This is a genomic window from Nocardiopsis sp. NRRL B-16309, assembly GCF_001279585.1.
Lineage (GTDB): Bacteria > Actinomycetota > Actinomycetes > Streptosporangiales > Streptosporangiaceae > Nocardiopsis.
On the sequence record NZ_LGEC01000148.1, the window covers coordinates 46,612 to 59,748 of the forward strand.

Consider the following 13,137-nt stretch of genomic DNA (forward strand, 5'->3'; position numbering starts at 1 on the left):
GGCCTGGGCCTCGGGAGAACTCGGTCAGCTCAATCGGAAGCCAGATGCCCCTGACCCCAGCAGGGCTGAAGAGGTCAGCTCCGTTCAGCGGACGTGAGGAATGCTCTCCACTCATCCGAATCGAAGAAGAAGTAGCCCAGTCCGGGATTCCTGGAGTCCCGAAGGTTCATGCCGTGATCACCCTCGGCCACCTCCACGCACTCGCCGCCTTGGGCACTGCTGTAGGAGGACTTCCGCCACTGCATACCCGTCGCGGAGGGGGTCCTGTTCATGTCTCTCCCATGTACTTCTTGATCATCTCCGCCGACAGAGACGGCGGTAGTGCAGTGCTGCACAAAGCGAGGAAGCGCAGCTGCGCAGACCTCACCTCACTGGGAACAGTGGTGACGGTCGCGCTTCCCGGGCCCTCAACGTACAGTGCGGACTCACCCTCCGGCAGATCGAGGATGACATGCGACCCGTCGATGGCTGGATGGCCACCAATGGTGAAGGGGACGACAAGCAGCTTGACAGTCGGGCGCTGGGAGATGTCGATCAACCTCTGGAGCTGTTGCCTCTTCTCCGCGCCTGTCACTACGCACCGTTTGAGGACCGCTTCGTCGATGACGAAGAAGAGGTGCGGTGGTTCCTGCCGTTCCAGGATCTCCTGACGTTTGATGCGAGCAGTGACCAGACGTCCGACTTCCGTCTCGGTGGGAGCCGGGTACAGGCATCGGGCCAGCGCTTGGGCGTACTCCTCCGTCTGGAGCAGTCCGGGTATCGACTGTGATTGGAAGATGTAGATCGCCGTCGCCTCGGCCTCCAGGTTCGCGTAGGGCCTGAACCATGGCGGGTAGGCCTCGGCGGCGTCCTCCAACAAGGGGAGTATCCGGCTGAGGGCACCCCCGGTGTTGAGTACCTGGTCGCAGTACGCAGTGAACTTGGATGTGGCCCTGTCGCCCTCGCGGGCGTCCAGCGGCGACCGTTTGGCGGTCTCGATCATCGACACCATGGACTTGGAGTACGGGATCTGATCGGCGAGCTGCGCCTGCGTCAGACCCGCTGCCTCGCGATGGCGCTTGAGTTCGCTCGCGTAGTACCTGAGCGCCAGTGGAGTCGGGCGCTGCGGCTCGTCCGGCTCTTCATCGGGGACTACGCGCAGGTCAGTCATGACAGCACTCCGGTAGGGGCGAGGGGGTGACCGTGTCGCCGATCCCAGCGAACGGCCTTCTCAGCGTAGTTCTACGTTCACTGTCGGTGGGGGCTTTCCACAGGCCGAGTTCGATCACCTGGTCACCGTTCCCTCATCCGTGGTCACAGCGGATAGCGCCTGCCCACAGCCCTCCACAGGCCATCCGGCATTTCGGACGAGAACCCACGGCTCCTGTGGTGAGCGGGAACCGGTAGCGCAGGGTGACGTTCGTGTCCCAACCTCGGTGCATGGAGAACAACAGCACGTGCCGGTCCAACACTCTGACGATCACGCCCGAAGCGCTACGTGCCGAAGCCGATGCCCTGGCCTCCGAAGAGGCTCCCCGCCGGTTCGCGGTCTTCGCAATGGACTTCGACGAGTACGACGGCGTCATCCTCGCGTGGGGCCAGCGCTTCCGCGACGGCCGTGTCGTCCTGACCGGCGACACCGCGCCCGTTCACGGAAGGTTCGGTTCCCTTCGCACCGCCCTTCGGGTGTGCACTGTTGGGGACGCTCGGACATACGTGTCCTGGGTCGATCCGGAGCCCGTGCCGGGCGACGCGGCCTTCGACGGATCTCCGGTTCACGGGCTCCGATCCGTCAGCGGTGCCGGGGAGGCACACTGACGTACGCGGGAGGGCGGTTCAGCGGGGGCGGAGGGTGCGGGCGAGGTCGCGCAGCCAGGGCTCGCGGAAGGCCCGTTCGCCGGTGAGCGCCCGGTGGATCCGGGAGCGGGCCGCGGCCGTGCTGAGTACATCGACCAGCAAAAACACACGGACTGACCGTTCGGGCGGGTGAGGGAAGCGATTCCTCCCGGTCGTGATCGACCGGGATTCCTCGCTAGAACGCGTTGAAGCAAGGCGGGCGGGCCGGTCCAAGACCTTTTCGACGCCTGTGGACACACGGTCGCCCTCCCGGCGGTACCGTTCCTCCACATCCGCCCCGAGAGGATCCCGACCATGCGCCACCGCAGCTCGACCGCCACGCTCGTGCTGACGGCGTCCGGGGTGCGACCCGTCCCTCCCGCCCCGGGTGCGTCGCCGTCGGTGCCGCCGCCTCCGCCCGAGGGCGCGGTGCGCTTCGCGACGTTCAACGCCGCCCTGTCCCGACCGACCCCGGGGACCTTGCTGAGGGAGCTGTCCGCGCCGGACCACCCCCAGATCGGGAACGTCGCCGAGATCGTCCAGTGGGTGCGCCCCGACGTGCTGCTGGTCACCGAGTTCGACCACGACCACCACGGGCTCGGCCCCCGGCTCTTCCAGGACTCCTACCTGGCGGTGGGCCGGGGCGGCGCGGAGGGCGTGGACTTCCCCTACCTCTACACGGCCCCGGTGAACACCGGGGTGCCGTCCGGGGCGGACCTGGACGGCGACGGGCGGGTGGTCACGGCGCCGGGGAGCACGGCCTATGCCAGGGACGCGTTCGGGTTCGGGCTCTTCCCAGGCCAGTACGGGATGGCCGTGTTCTCGCGGTACCCCCTGCTGACCGACCGGGTCCGGACCTTCCGCGAGTTCCGGTGGGCGGACCTGCCGGGCGCCCTGCTGCCGGTGCGCCCCGACACCGGGGATCCGTTCCACTCGCCCGGGGCCCTGGCGGTGCTGCGGCTGTCGTCCAAGAGCCACTGGGACGTCCCGGTGGACGTCGGCGGCCGTCGTCCCGTGCACCTGCTGGCGAGCCACCCCACGCCCCCGGCCTTCGACGGCCCCGAGCGGCGCAACGTCCTGCGCAACCACGACGAGATCCGGTTCTGGGTCGACTACCTCTCCCCCGGCGCCTCACACCTGTACGACGACGCCGGGCACCGGGGCGGCCTGGCCCCGGGCGCCCCGTTCGTGGTCGCGGGCGACCTCAACGCCGACCCCCGCGCGGGCGACGGCCACCCCGAGGCGATCCGTCAGCTCCTGGAGCACCCGGGGATCACCGACCCCCGCCCCTCCAGCCGGGGCGGGCTGGGCCGGGCGGCCGTTGACCCGGCCGCACCGGCGGCGACCGGGCACCTGCGCGCCGACTACGTGCTGCCGTCGGCCGACCTGGGCGTGCGTGGCGCGGGCGTGTTCTGGCCCGCGCCGGACGACCCGCTCTTCCGGCTCACCGGGGACTGTCCGTTCCCCAGCTCCGACCACCGCCTGGTGTGGGTGGACGTGGCGTGCCGGTGAACCCGGCCGCCCCGCCGTGAACCCACGCGCGCCGCTCCGTGGAGCGGGTGCGTCCACGCCGTGGAACCCGTGCACCCGGGCTGAATCTCACACCGCGCCCTCCCGTGTGCCCGCGCCGTGGTCCTGTGCGCGGTGGGGTCCGCCCACGGCCACGCGTGCCGCCGCGGCGCGGCTCTTCACCTCCGCCGTTCGGCGTCCTCCTGGGCGGCGGACAGACCGGCGCTGATCACGCTGTCCATGATGGCGGAGAGCCGCTCGGCCCCCAGGCGCGGCGCGTGCTCGGCCATGCGCTCGACCAGTTCGCGCTCGCGGCGCGGGTCGCGGCCGGCGAAGTACCCGACGGGCTTGAGCCGCTGCACCTCGGCGGCGACGAGCGCGCGGCGCTCCAGGAGCGCGGCCAGCTCGGCGTCCATCCGGTCGATGCGGCCGCGGAGTTCGCGGATGCGCTCGTCGGGCGCGGGAGTGGTGGTCGGGGTGTGCACGGTGGCCTCCAACGGGTGTGAACCGGTCGCGGTGCGGCCGTCCGTTCCGCCGGACTGGGTGCGCGTGGGGAGCGTCGGCCGCCTGGAAAACGAAAGAGCACCGGGGCGCGATCGCCCGAGTGCTCTGTTGCCGACGTTCCCTGATCCGCCTATGCGAGCGCGGCCGACGGGTGCGTCGGCTGGCTAAACACATAGCTGCGGTGGGTCATGGGGACGACTGTACCGGGTCCGAGCACCGCGTGGGGAGCGTGGGGCCCGTGTTCCCTCCCACGGAATGGCCCACGGGGTATCACCGGGTGCCCCGAGGTGCCACGGAGGGCGGCGGAAGCGGCGGGGCACCGCGCCGCAGGAACGGGCGGGTCCTGAACGGCCGAGCCGCCGCCGTGGCCTAGTGCGGAAGTTCGACGCGGATCATCAGGGCGGTCGCCTCGGCGGTGACCTCGCCGTGGGCGCGGATCTCGCCGGAGACGAAGACCTTACGGCCGTCGGTCCGATCCACGCGGCCGACGACCTCCAACGGGGTGAACAGCGGCGTGGGCCTGCGGAAGTTCACTTCCAGCTTGGCGGTCAGGCCGGGGCTGGTCTCGACCGCGGAGGCACTCCCGATGGCCTGGTCCAGGAGCGCGGCGACCCAGCCGCCGTGCGCGAGCCCGGGCGGCCCCTGGTAGACGGTGTTGAGGGTGACCTCGCCGCGCAGCCCACCGGGGACGCGTTCGAGGAAGAGCGGCGGGGCGACGGGGTTGGTGTCGCCCGAGACGATGTTGGTGATGGTGCCGTACTCGGTCGTGCCGTCGGACATCGTGCGCTCGACCATGGTGCCGATCTGGCGGCGGTCGACGTCGAGCCGTCCCGTGAGGTCCTCGACGACGGCGGCGGCCTCGGCCAGGGTCTCCCTGTCGGCGCCGGTGTTGGCGACCGCGTCGATGAGGTCGTGCACGCGGGACACCAGGGAGCGCAGCTCGGCGGGGATGGAGCCGTCCTCGACCACGGGGAGACCGAAGGACCGGGGGTCGGGGGCTTCGGCGACCGGCTGGGTGTGGACCGTCATGTGTTCCTCGTCGGATCGGTGGTGCTGGGGCGTGGAGTCACCCACACCGAACCGAATCCTACTCGGTAGTATTCGAGGAAGACATCTCCGAACCGTGCGCTCCCCGTCACACCATCGCAAGTGCGCCCTGTCGTGCCTGGTCACCCGGCCGGTCGTGACCGCTCGGCCGCGCACCGGACCACCCGGGATCAGTCGAGCCGACGCACCATGTGCAGGTGCGGGATCCCGGCGTCGAGGAACTCCTCACCGTGCGCGGTGTAGCCGAGCCGCTCGTAGAAGCCGAGGGCGTGCGTCTGGGCGTGCAGCTCCACCGAGGAGAACCCGCGCTCGCGGGCCCGCTCCTCCACAGCTTTGACCAGCGCGGCACCCGTGCCCGATCCCCGGCCCTTGGGCAGTACCGCCAGGCGTCCCAGCAGCCCCGACTCCCCGCCGGTACCGCCGTCGGCTCCGCCCTGGGCCACGAGCCGCACCGTGCCGACCGGCACCCCGTCGAGCAGCGCCACGAACTGGTCCGCGGCCGGGTCGCGGCCGTCCCACTCCTCCTCGATGGGGACCTCCTGCTCGGCGACGAACACGGCACCGCGGATGACGAACACCGCGGCGAGGTCGCGGGCGTCCTCGGCCAGGCGGATCACAAGTTCATTCGTGCTCATCCCCGCAGGCTAGCGGGTGCGTCGACGGCCGGCGACCGGGCACCGGGGCCGAGGAACAGGGCCCCGCCGACCGGCACCGACCACCCCGCGACCCCAACCGGCGCCAGTGCGGGCGCCCCCGTGCCGGGACCTAATCTGGACGTATGGGCCAGCCCAGGGACGTACACCCGAACGTCGAGGATCCGCGCGTGGAGCACGCGCGCTACTGGCGCTTCCCGGGTCTGCCCGGCACCGAACTGCTCACCGCGCGCTTCGTCACCACGTCGTTCGTGCGGCACACCCATCCCACGTACACCATCGGCGTGATCACCGGCGGGATCGAGGAGTACACGCATCCCGGTGGCCGTGCCCGTGTGGGCCCGGGCGGACTGGCCGTCGTCGGCCCGGGCGAGGTCCACACCGGACACGCCGGCGTCCCCGAGGGGTGGGGCTACCGGGTCTTCTACCCCTCCCCCGACGTCGTCGGGGACATCGCCGCCGAACTCGGCATGCGCGGGACCCCCGCCTTCACCGAATCCGGCATCCACGCCCCCGAGGTCGCGCGGATCCTGGTCGACGCCCATCTGGCCGCCGACCACGGCGACGCGCTGACCGCCTCCGCCCTGACCCGGCAGGGGCTCGGACTGCTGCTGCGCACGCACGGGCGCGCTCCGGTGGCCGAGCCGACCGCGCACTCCGCCCGCCCCGAGGTGGAACGCGCCCGCCGCGTCCTCACGGCACGGCTGCTGGACCCGCCCACCCTGGAGGAACTCGCCGCCGAGGTCGGTATGGGCCCCTTCGCGCTCACCCGGGCCTTCCGCGCCGCCCACGGCCTACCTCCGCACGCCTACGTCAACCAGGTGCGCGTGGACCGCGCCCGCGCCCTGCTGCGATCGGGCCACCCGCCGGGCGACGTCGCGGCGCGGGTCGGGTTCGCCGACCAGCCCCACTTCACCCGCCACTTCAGGCGACACCTGGGCGTACCGCCCGGCGCCTACCAGAGAGCCCTGCTGGCCTCCTGACGCACCGGGCGCCCACGACCCGGTGACACCATGCTCGCGACCGCCCGCGGCGTTCGGCTCCAGCCCAGCGGGGCCCGCGCAAGAACGTTCAAGACACCACCGGGCCACCCTTCCTACGGTTCGTCGAGTGAGAACCTTCGCTCTGCTCAAGTCGCCCGCCGTGCGCGACAGCCTGGGGATCGGTGTCGCCGTGGGCGCCGCCGGCCTGGCCTTCGGCACGGCCGCGGTGGCCGCGGGCCTGTCCCCCGCACAGGCCCTGTTCCTCAGCCTGTTCGCGTTCACCGGCGCCTCCCAGTTCGCGCTCGTCGGCGTCATCGCCGGAGGCGGCAGCCTGGTCGCCGGAGTCCTCGGCGCCCTCCTGCTCGGTGCCCGCAACACGCTCTACGGGCTGCGCCTGGCCGACCTCCTCGGCTGGCGCGGCGCCAGGCGCGCCCTCGCCGCGCACGGCGTCATCGACGAGACCGCCGCGATCACCTTGGCCCAGTCCGACCGAACCTCGGCCCGCACGGCGTTCGTGACCACCTACGCGGTGCTCGGCTCGTTCTGGGTGGTGACGACCCTGGCGGGCGCGCTGGCCACCGAGCGCGTCAGCGACATGGACGCCTTCGGCCTGGACGCGGTCGGACCGGCGATCTTCCTGGGCCTGCTGTGGCCCCGGCTGCGCGAGGGCGGTGGCCGTGCGTGGCTGATCGCCGTCGCGGGAGCGGGCATCGCCCTGGCCGCCACCCCGCTGCTGCCGCCGGGCGTGCCGGTGCTGCTCGCCGCCTCCGCCGCCCTGGTCGCACTCGTGCGCCCGGTCGGCACCGCACCGACGACCGCGACCGAACCCGCCGAGGAGGCCCGCGCATGACCCTGTGGATCGCCCTCATCGCCACCGCGGCGGGCTGCTACCTGTTGAAGTTCGCGGGCCTGTCCGCGCCCCGGCGCCTGCTCGACAATCCGTGGCTGCAGCGGTTCGCCACCGCCGTCCCGCTCGCGCTGCTCGCCGCGCTCATCACGGTGGAGGCCCTGCGCGGCGACGGCCAGGCGCTCTCCTGGGACACCGCGCGGATGGCCGGACTGGGCGCGGCCGTGCTCGCCCTGGTGCTGCGGGCGCCCTTCCTGGTGGTGATCGTCGCGGCGGCGGCCACCACCGCGGGCCTGCGGGCCCTGGGCGCGGGCTGACCCCGCCCGGCCCCGGCCGTCCTTGACCGGCACCGGGGCGGGTGCCAGAGTCGGCCGCACGCGCCCCGGCGCGCCGAGTGGACCTTGCAACGACGGAAGGACCCCGCCCCATGACCCCTGACCGCCGCCAACCCCCCGCCGACACCGCCGCGCACGCGGCCGTGGAGGTCCTGGCCGCCGCCGGGATCCGACGGTGCTACACCGTTCCCGGAGAGAGCTTCCTGGAGCTCGCCGACGCCATCGACCGGCACCCCGGGATGTCCCTGGTCTCCACCCGCCACGAGAACGGCGCCGGGTTCATGGCCGAGGCCGACGCCAAACTCACCGGGATACCGGCGGTGGCCGCGGCCACGCGGGGCCCCGGCGCGGCCAACCTCGCCGTGGGCGTGCACACGGCCATGCAGGACTCCACGCCGATGGTCGTCTTCCTCGGCCAGGCCGAGACCGAGCGGCTCGGCCGCGAGGCCTTCCAGGAGGTCGACCTCACCGCGTTCTACGCGCCGATCACCAAGTGGTCCACGACCGTGCACCGCGCCGACCGGTTGGCGGAGGTCACCGCGAAGGCGATCCGGATCGCGACGAGCGGGCGGCCCGGACCCGTGGCCGTCGCGGTGCCCGGCGACCTGTTCGGGCAGCGGGTGGGCCGCCAGGATCCGCCCGTGCCCTTCCAGGTGCCCCGTCCCCCGCTCTCAGAAGGCGACCGCGACCGGCTGGCCGGCCTGCTGGCCCGCGCGGCCCGCCCGGTGATCATCGCGGGCGGCGGCGCCCGCGCGGCCAGGGAGGACCTGGTCGCCGTCGCAGAGCGGTTCAGTGCCGGGGTCTACGCGGCGTGGCGGCGCCAGGACGTCTTCCCCAACGACCACCCGCTCTACCTGGGACATCTGGGGCTGGGGTGTCCGCCACAGACCTTGGCGGCGCTGCGCGACGCCGACGCCGTCCTGGCGGTCGGCTGCCGGTTGAGCGAGACCACCACGCAGGGCTTCACCCTGCCGCGGGGCGGCGCCCGCACGAAGGTGGCGCAGATCGACATCGACCCGGGCCAGGTGGGCGCCACCACCGACCTGTGGTTCGGCGCGGTCGCCGACGCGGCCGCGGCCCTGCGCGCTCTGGCCGCGTCCCCGGTCCGAGCGCCCCACCGCGACTGGAGCGCGGCCCGGCGGGCGTGGGTGGACGCGTCCACGGTCCCGCCCGAGGCCGCCGACCACCTCGGTCCGGGCCTGCACCCGTGGTCGGTGGTGGAGGGCATGCGTGAGGCCCTGCCCGAGGACGCCCTCATCACCAATGACGCGGGCAACTTCGCGAGCTTCCTGCACCGGGGCTGGTGGTTCCGCCATCCCCGGACCCAGTTGGCTCCGACCAGCGGGGCCATGGGCTACGCCGTGCCCGCGGCGGTGGCGGCCAAGATCGCCGCGCCGGAGCGCACGGTGGTCGCGGTGGCCGGTGACGGCGGGGCGATGATGACCGGCCAGGAGCTGGAGACGGCCGTGCGCGAGGGCGCTCCGATCACCGTGGTCGTGTTCCAGAACGGCCTGTACGGCACGATCGCGATGCACCAGGCGCGTGAGATGGGCCGGATCGCCGGTACGCGGATCAGCGGGCCGCTGGACCTGGCCGGGTTCGCGCGGTCGCTGGGCGCGCGGGGGGCGACGGCGCACACGCGCGCGGAACTGGAGAAGGCGCTGGTGGAGGCGGTGGACGCCGATCTGCCGACCCTGGTGGACGTGCGCACCGACCCGGACGTCATCAGTCCGTCCGCCACCCTGACCGGTCTGCTGTCCGAGTAGGGCCGAAGGCTCCCGGCCGAAGGATCGCGTCCTCCACGGCGGACGCTGCCCCTGACCGGCCGGGCGCCGGGTCCGAGTAGGCGCGCGGCCGTCCCGGGCCGACCGGGGCGGCCGCGGCGCGCCTCACTCGGTGTAGGTGGCGGCGGCCTCGCGCAGCGCGCGGACGGTGGCGCGGATCGCGGGGCGGCGTGAGGCGTCGGTGCGCCAGAACACGTAGACCTGGCGCACCAGCGCGGGCTGGACGGGGACGACGCGTACTCCCTCGGGCACGGCCCCACGGCCCAGCCTGGGCATGACGGCGGCGCCGATCCCCGCGGCGATGAGCGCGAGCTTGGTCTGGTGCTCCTCGACGTTGTGCACGATCCGCGGTTCGGCGCCGCGGGAGCGGATCATGTCGTGGAGCCAGTCGTTGCAGATCGAGGCCTTGGACCAGCTGATCCAGGGCAGGGTGAGGATCTCGTCGATCTCCAGCAGCTCGCGGTGGGCCAGGGGGTGGTCGGCGGGCAGCGCGATGTCACCGATGTCCTCCATGAGCGAGGCGCGGCTCATGCCCGGGGGCAGCTCCAGCGGCGAGCCGACCCAGTCGATGATCATCGCCAGGTCGGCGTCGCCGCGGACCATGGCCGGGAGGCTCTCGTGCGGTTCCTCCTCGTGCAGTTCCAGGCGCAGCCCGGGATGGGCCTCGTTCAGGGCGTTGAGCGCGTGCGGAAGCAGGCCGCGCACGGCGGTGGGGGTGCCGGACAGGCGCAGGTGGCCGGTGACGTCGTCGCGGTGGGCCTCCAGTTCGGCCTCGGCGCGCTGGACCATCGACAGGATGCGCGCGGTGTGCTCGACCAGGAGTTCGGCGGCGTCGGTGAGGCGCACGCCCCGGCCGTTGCGTTCGACGAGGGGCTGGCCGGTCTCGCGTTCGAGCTTGGTGAGCTGCTGGGACACGGCCGAGTTGGTGACGTGGAGCGCCTGGGCCGCGGCACTGAGGGACCCGTGCACGGCGATGGCGTGGAGGACGCGGAGGCGGTCGACACTGAGCATGTAAGGGATGCTAACTGGTGCCTTAAGAAAAGCGAAGTAGACCTAAGACATGGGACCACGGTAGAACCAGACCATGTCCGTTCTCGCTCCGTCCGGGGCCTCGCCCGGCACCGCCTCCCGGATCCTGTCCGACTGGCGCGCCAAGTTCGTCCTGCTGGCCCTGATCTGGGGGCTGAGCTTCCTGTTCATCAAGGTCGGAGCACAGGCGCTGACCCCGCTACAGCTGTCCCTGGGCAGGATGCTCTGCGGCGGCCTCCCCCTGCTGGCCGTCCTGGCCCTGCGCGGCGGACGCGTGCCGCGCTCGCCGCGCCTGTGGTGGCACCTGTTCGTGACGGCGCTGCTGCTCAACACGATCCCCTTCACCCTGTTCGGCTACGCGGCCCAGCTCATCCCGTCCGCGCTGATGGGGATCGTCAACGCCTCGACACCGCTGTTCGCCGTGGTGTTCTCGATGCTGCTGCTCAGCGACGAGCGCCCCGACCTGAACCGGATCCTCGGCCTGGGCGTCGGCTTCCTGGGCGTGCTGACCGTACTCGGCGTGTGGAACTCCCTGGGCGAGGTCGCCGTGAGCGACCGCGACGCCCAGCTCGGCATGCTGTTCGTCGTCGGCGCGACCGCCTGCTACGGGATCGGAACGCCCTACCTGCGCCGCTTCGTCGCGGGCAGCCCGCACGGCGCCCTGGAGCTGAGCACGCTCCAGCTCCTGCTGGGCGCGGCGCCGCTGGTGCTCCTGGCGCCGGTGCTGGACGGGGTGCCCACGGGGGTGACGTGGCAGGTGGTGGTCTCGGTGGTCCTCCTCGGCTCCCTGGGCACGGGGGCCGCCTACATCCTGCAGTACGCGATCGTGCGCGCCGCCGGGGCGACGGTCGCCACGACGGTGACCTACGTGGTGCCCCTGGTCGCGGTCGTCGCGGGTGTGGTCCTCATGGGAGAGACCCTGGCCTGGAACCAGCCTCTGGGCGCCGTCGTGATCATCGTGGGCGCCGCCCTGTGCCAGGGCCTGCTGCGGGTCAGGCCCGCCAGACCGGTGGCCGACCACTGATCCGCGCCGCGGCCGGGGAGGGCCGGACACGCGTCGGGGCGCCCGGGGCGAACCCGGACGCCCCGGCGGCGAGGTCGGCGGTCAGTCCTCGCGCAGTCCGTCGATCGCGGTGGCGAGGTCCTCGGGGTAGGTGCTGGAGAACTCCACCGGGCGGTGCTCGGTGGGGTGGTCGAAGCCCAGCCGCACGGCGTGCAGCCACTGGCGCCGCACGCCCAGGCGCTCGGCCAGGGTGGGGTCGGCGCCGTACAGCAGGTCACCCACGCACGGGTGCCGCAGCGCCGCCATGTGCACCCGGATCTGGTGGGTGCGCCCGGTCTCCAGCTTGATCTCCAACAGGCTGGCGGCCCGGAAGGCCTCCTGCGTGTCGTAGTGCGTCACCGAGGGGCGCCCGCCCGCGACCACGGCCCAGCGCCCGTCACCGGCCGGGTGCCGGTCGATCGGCGCGTCCACGGTCCCCCGGAGCGGATCCGGGTGGCCCTGGACGAGCGTGTGGTAGCGCTTGTCGACCGTGCGCTCCTTGAACGCCCGCTTGAGGACGCTGTAGGCGGTCTCGCTCTTGGCCACGACCATCAGGCCGGTGGTGTTGGCGTCCAGCCGGTGCACGATCCCCTGGCGCTCGGCGGCCCCGCTGGTGGCCAGCTGCACGCCGGAGGCCAGCAGTCCTTCCAGGACGCTCGGCCCGGTCCAGCCGACCGTGGGGTGGGCGACCACCCCGACCGGCTTGTCCACCACGATGATGTCGGTGTCCTCGTGCACGATCTTCATGCCCGGGACGGCCTCGGCCCGGGGCACCGGCGCGGTGGGCGGCGGCGGGAGGGTGATCTCCAGCCAGGCGCCCGCCTGCACGCGGTCGGACTTGCCCGCCTCGGACCCGTCCACCAGGACGCTGCCGTCCACGATCAGCTCGGCGGCGCGGGTCCGCGAGAGCCCGAACAGCCGGGCGATCGCCGCGTCGAGCCGGTCGCCCTCCAACCCGTCGGGCACGGGCAGGCTACGCGTGTCGCTCACTGGCCCTTCCCTTCGGTGGAGTCGTCCGGGCCGCCCCGGCCCTTCCTGGTCTTCTTCGTCTCCCGCGTGTCCTCGACGATCGCACCGTCCATGCCCAGGCCCTTGAAGGTCAGCACCACGACGAGGATCGCGCCGACCACCACGCAGGAGTCGGCGATGTTGAACACGGGGTAGTTCGGCAGCCGGATGAAGTCCACGACCGCCCCGTGGAACGGGGCCGGGTCGCGGAAGAAGCGGTCGACGAGGTTGCCCGCGGCGCCGCCCATCATCAGTCCGAGCGTCACGGCCCACCACACGCTGCGCACGCGTCGGCCGATGTAGGCGATGGCGAGGACCACGCAACTGGCGATGATGGTGAACACCCAGGTGTAGCCGGTGCCGAGCGAGAACGCCGCGCCGGTGTTGAACACCAGGGTGAACTGGAGGAAGCTGCCGATCACGTCGACGCTCTCGCCCTCGCTGAAGGTCGACAGGACCCACTGCTTGGTGGCGAGGTCGACGATGATCGCGGTGAGAGCGACGAGCAGCAGGAGCACGAACCTGCGCGGACGCGCACCCGTGTCGTCGTTCGTGGTCATGTTCTGGTCCCCAGAGGGCTC

16 protein-coding genes are annotated in these 13,137 nt (G+C 72.4%); 7 read left to right on the top strand and 9 right to left on the bottom strand.

Going from position 1 to position 13,137, the window contains the following annotated elements:
- Positions 1 to 74: 74 nt before the first annotated feature.
- Positions 75 to 272 carry a DUF397 domain-containing protein gene (locus tag ADL05_RS28615; RefSeq protein WP_053620131.1) on the bottom strand — a complete coding sequence of 66 codons (198 nt, stop codon included), beginning with the start codon at positions 270 to 272 and terminating at the stop codon, positions 75 to 77.
- Positions 269 to 1,150 (bottom strand): helix-turn-helix transcriptional regulator, encoded by an 882-nt coding sequence (locus ADL05_RS28620; RefSeq protein ID WP_053620132.1) that lies wholly within the window; start codon positions 1,148 to 1,150, stop codon positions 269 to 271. The genes ADL05_RS28615 and ADL05_RS28620 overlap by 4 nt, the downstream gene beginning before the upstream one ends.
- Before the next feature lie 269 nt (positions 1,151 to 1,419).
- Between ADL05_RS28620 and ADL05_RS28625 the strand changes: the two genes are divergently transcribed.
- Positions 1,420 to 1,797, top strand: a complete 378-nt coding sequence (locus tag ADL05_RS28625) for a hypothetical protein (RefSeq protein WP_156366094.1) — start codon at positions 1,420 to 1,422, stop codon at positions 1,795 to 1,797.
- An 18-nt stretch (positions 1,798 to 1,815) separates the two neighbouring features.
- Here ADL05_RS28625 and ADL05_RS32225 read toward each other — a convergent pair whose 3' ends face one another.
- Entirely contained in the window at positions 1,816 to 1,938 is a 123-nt protein-coding gene (locus ADL05_RS32225; protein ID WP_255351873.1) for a hypothetical protein, read from the bottom strand.
- Between the two features lie 192 nt (positions 1,939 to 2,130).
- On the opposite strand from ADL05_RS32225, the gene ADL05_RS28630 reads away from it, so the two are divergent.
- Positions 2,131 to 3,327, top strand: coding sequence for an endonuclease/exonuclease/phosphatase family protein (locus ADL05_RS28630; RefSeq protein ID WP_082376964.1), 1,197 nt, complete (start codon positions 2,131 to 2,133; stop codon positions 3,325 to 3,327).
- 176 nt (positions 3,328 to 3,503) lie between these two features.
- On the opposite strand, the gene ADL05_RS28635 is transcribed toward ADL05_RS28630, so the two are convergent.
- The 3 genes from ADL05_RS28635 to ADL05_RS28645 form a co-directional block, all read right to left on the bottom strand.
- Positions 3,504 to 3,809 (bottom strand): chorismate mutase, encoded by a 306-nt coding sequence (locus ADL05_RS28635; RefSeq protein WP_053620222.1) that lies wholly within the window; start codon positions 3,807 to 3,809, stop codon positions 3,504 to 3,506.
- Positions 3,810 to 4,197: 388 nt separating this feature from the next.
- Positions 4,198 to 4,857, bottom strand: coding sequence for a PaaI family thioesterase (locus tag ADL05_RS28640; protein ID WP_053620223.1), 660 nt, complete (start codon positions 4,855 to 4,857; stop codon positions 4,198 to 4,200).
- A gap of 188 nt (positions 4,858 to 5,045) precedes the next feature.
- Positions 5,046 to 5,510: a GNAT family N-acetyltransferase gene (locus ADL05_RS28645; RefSeq protein WP_053620135.1), complete on the bottom strand. Its 465-nt coding sequence runs from the start codon at positions 5,508 to 5,510 to the stop codon at positions 5,046 to 5,048.
- 143 nt (positions 5,511 to 5,653) lie between these two features.
- On the opposite strand from ADL05_RS28645, the gene ADL05_RS28650 reads away from it, so the two are divergent.
- The 4 genes from ADL05_RS28650 to ADL05_RS28665 all read left to right on the top strand — a co-directional run bounded on the left by ADL05_RS28650 (position 5,654) and on the right by ADL05_RS28665 (position 9,459).
- Positions 5,654 to 6,511, top strand: a complete 858-nt coding sequence (locus tag ADL05_RS28650) for an AraC family transcriptional regulator (RefSeq protein ID WP_053620136.1) — start codon at positions 5,654 to 5,656, stop codon at positions 6,509 to 6,511.
- Between the two features lie 127 nt (positions 6,512 to 6,638).
- The gene (locus ADL05_RS28655) at positions 6,639 to 7,361 is read left to right on the top strand and encodes an AzlC family ABC transporter permease (RefSeq protein WP_231640940.1); all 723 of its coding nucleotides are present in this window, start codon (positions 6,639 to 6,641) and stop codon (positions 7,359 to 7,361) included.
- Positions 7,358 to 7,675, top strand: a complete 318-nt coding sequence (locus ADL05_RS28660; RefSeq protein ID WP_053620137.1) for an AzlD domain-containing protein — start codon at positions 7,358 to 7,360, stop codon at positions 7,673 to 7,675. Before ADL05_RS28655 ends, ADL05_RS28660 begins: the two co-directional genes overlap by 4 nt.
- 110 nt (positions 7,676 to 7,785) lie before the next feature.
- Positions 7,786 to 9,459 carry a thiamine pyrophosphate-dependent enzyme gene (locus ADL05_RS28665; protein WP_053620138.1) on the top strand — a complete coding sequence of 558 codons (1,674 nt, stop codon included), beginning with the start codon at positions 7,786 to 7,788 and terminating at the stop codon, positions 9,457 to 9,459.
- Between the two features lie 123 nt (positions 9,460 to 9,582).
- Here the strand turns inward: ADL05_RS28665 and ADL05_RS28670 are convergent, their stop codons facing one another.
- Entirely contained in the window at positions 9,583 to 10,488 is a 906-nt protein-coding gene (locus ADL05_RS28670; protein WP_053620139.1) for a LysR family transcriptional regulator, read from the bottom strand.
- Between the two features lie 73 nt (positions 10,489 to 10,561).
- Here ADL05_RS28670 and ADL05_RS28675 point away from each other — a divergent pair, with 73 nt between their 5' ends.
- Complete coding sequence (locus tag ADL05_RS28675) at positions 10,562 to 11,530, top strand: DMT family transporter (protein ID WP_053620140.1); 969 nt, start codon at positions 10,562 to 10,564, stop codon at positions 11,528 to 11,530.
- An 81-nt stretch (positions 11,531 to 11,611) separates the two neighbouring features.
- On the opposite strand, the gene ADL05_RS28680 is transcribed toward ADL05_RS28675, so the two are convergent.
- Entirely contained in the window at positions 11,612 to 12,538 is a 927-nt protein-coding gene (locus ADL05_RS28680; protein WP_053620141.1) for an RluA family pseudouridine synthase, read from the bottom strand.
- The gene (gene lspA / locus ADL05_RS28685) at positions 12,535 to 13,116 is read right to left on the bottom strand and encodes a signal peptidase II (RefSeq protein WP_053620142.1); all 582 of its coding nucleotides are present in this window, start codon (positions 13,114 to 13,116) and stop codon (positions 12,535 to 12,537) included. The genes ADL05_RS28680 and lspA overlap by 4 nt, the downstream gene beginning before the upstream one ends.
- Between the last annotated feature and the right edge of the window lie 21 nt (positions 13,117 to 13,137).

What these genes read in the sequence shown, in the direction of transcription:
- ADL05_RS28660 (WP_053620137.1), top strand. Translation starts at nt 7,358, where the DNA reads ATGACCCTGTGGATCGCCCTCATCGCCACCGCGGCGGGCTGCTACCTG.
- ADL05_RS28665 (WP_053620138.1), top strand. Translation starts at nt 7,786, where the DNA reads ATGACCCCTGACCGCCGCCAACCCCCCGCCGACACCGCCGCGCACGCG.
- lspA (WP_053620142.1), bottom strand. Translation starts at nt 13,116, where the DNA reads ATGACCACGAACGACGACACGGGTGCGCGTCCGCGCAGGTTCGTGCTC.
- ADL05_RS28675 (WP_053620140.1), top strand. Translation starts at nt 10,562, where the DNA reads ATGTCCGTTCTCGCTCCGTCCGGGGCCTCGCCCGGCACCGCCTCCCGG.
- ADL05_RS28625 (WP_156366094.1), top strand. Translation starts at nt 1,420, where the DNA reads ATGGAGAACAACAGCACGTGCCGGTCCAACACTCTGACGATCACGCCC.
- ADL05_RS28650 (WP_053620136.1), top strand. Translation starts at nt 5,654, where the DNA reads ATGGGCCAGCCCAGGGACGTACACCCGAACGTCGAGGATCCGCGCGTG.
- ADL05_RS28645 (WP_053620135.1), bottom strand. Translation starts at nt 5,510, where the DNA reads ATGAGCACGAATGAACTTGTGATCCGCCTGGCCGAGGACGCCCGCGAC.
- ADL05_RS28640 (WP_053620223.1), bottom strand. Translation starts at nt 4,857, where the DNA reads ATGACGGTCCACACCCAGCCGGTCGCCGAAGCCCCCGACCCCCGGTCC.
- ADL05_RS28630 (WP_082376964.1), top strand. Translation starts at nt 2,131, where the DNA reads ATGCGCCACCGCAGCTCGACCGCCACGCTCGTGCTGACGGCGTCCGGG.
- ADL05_RS28620 (WP_053620132.1), bottom strand. Translation starts at nt 1,150, where the DNA reads ATGACTGACCTGCGCGTAGTCCCCGATGAAGAGCCGGACGAGCCGCAG.
- ADL05_RS28615 (WP_053620131.1), bottom strand. Translation starts at nt 272, where the DNA reads ATGAACAGGACCCCCTCCGCGACGGGTATGCAGTGGCGGAAGTCCTCC.
- ADL05_RS28670 (WP_053620139.1), bottom strand. Translation starts at nt 10,488, where the DNA reads ATGCTCAGTGTCGACCGCCTCCGCGTCCTCCACGCCATCGCCGTGCAC.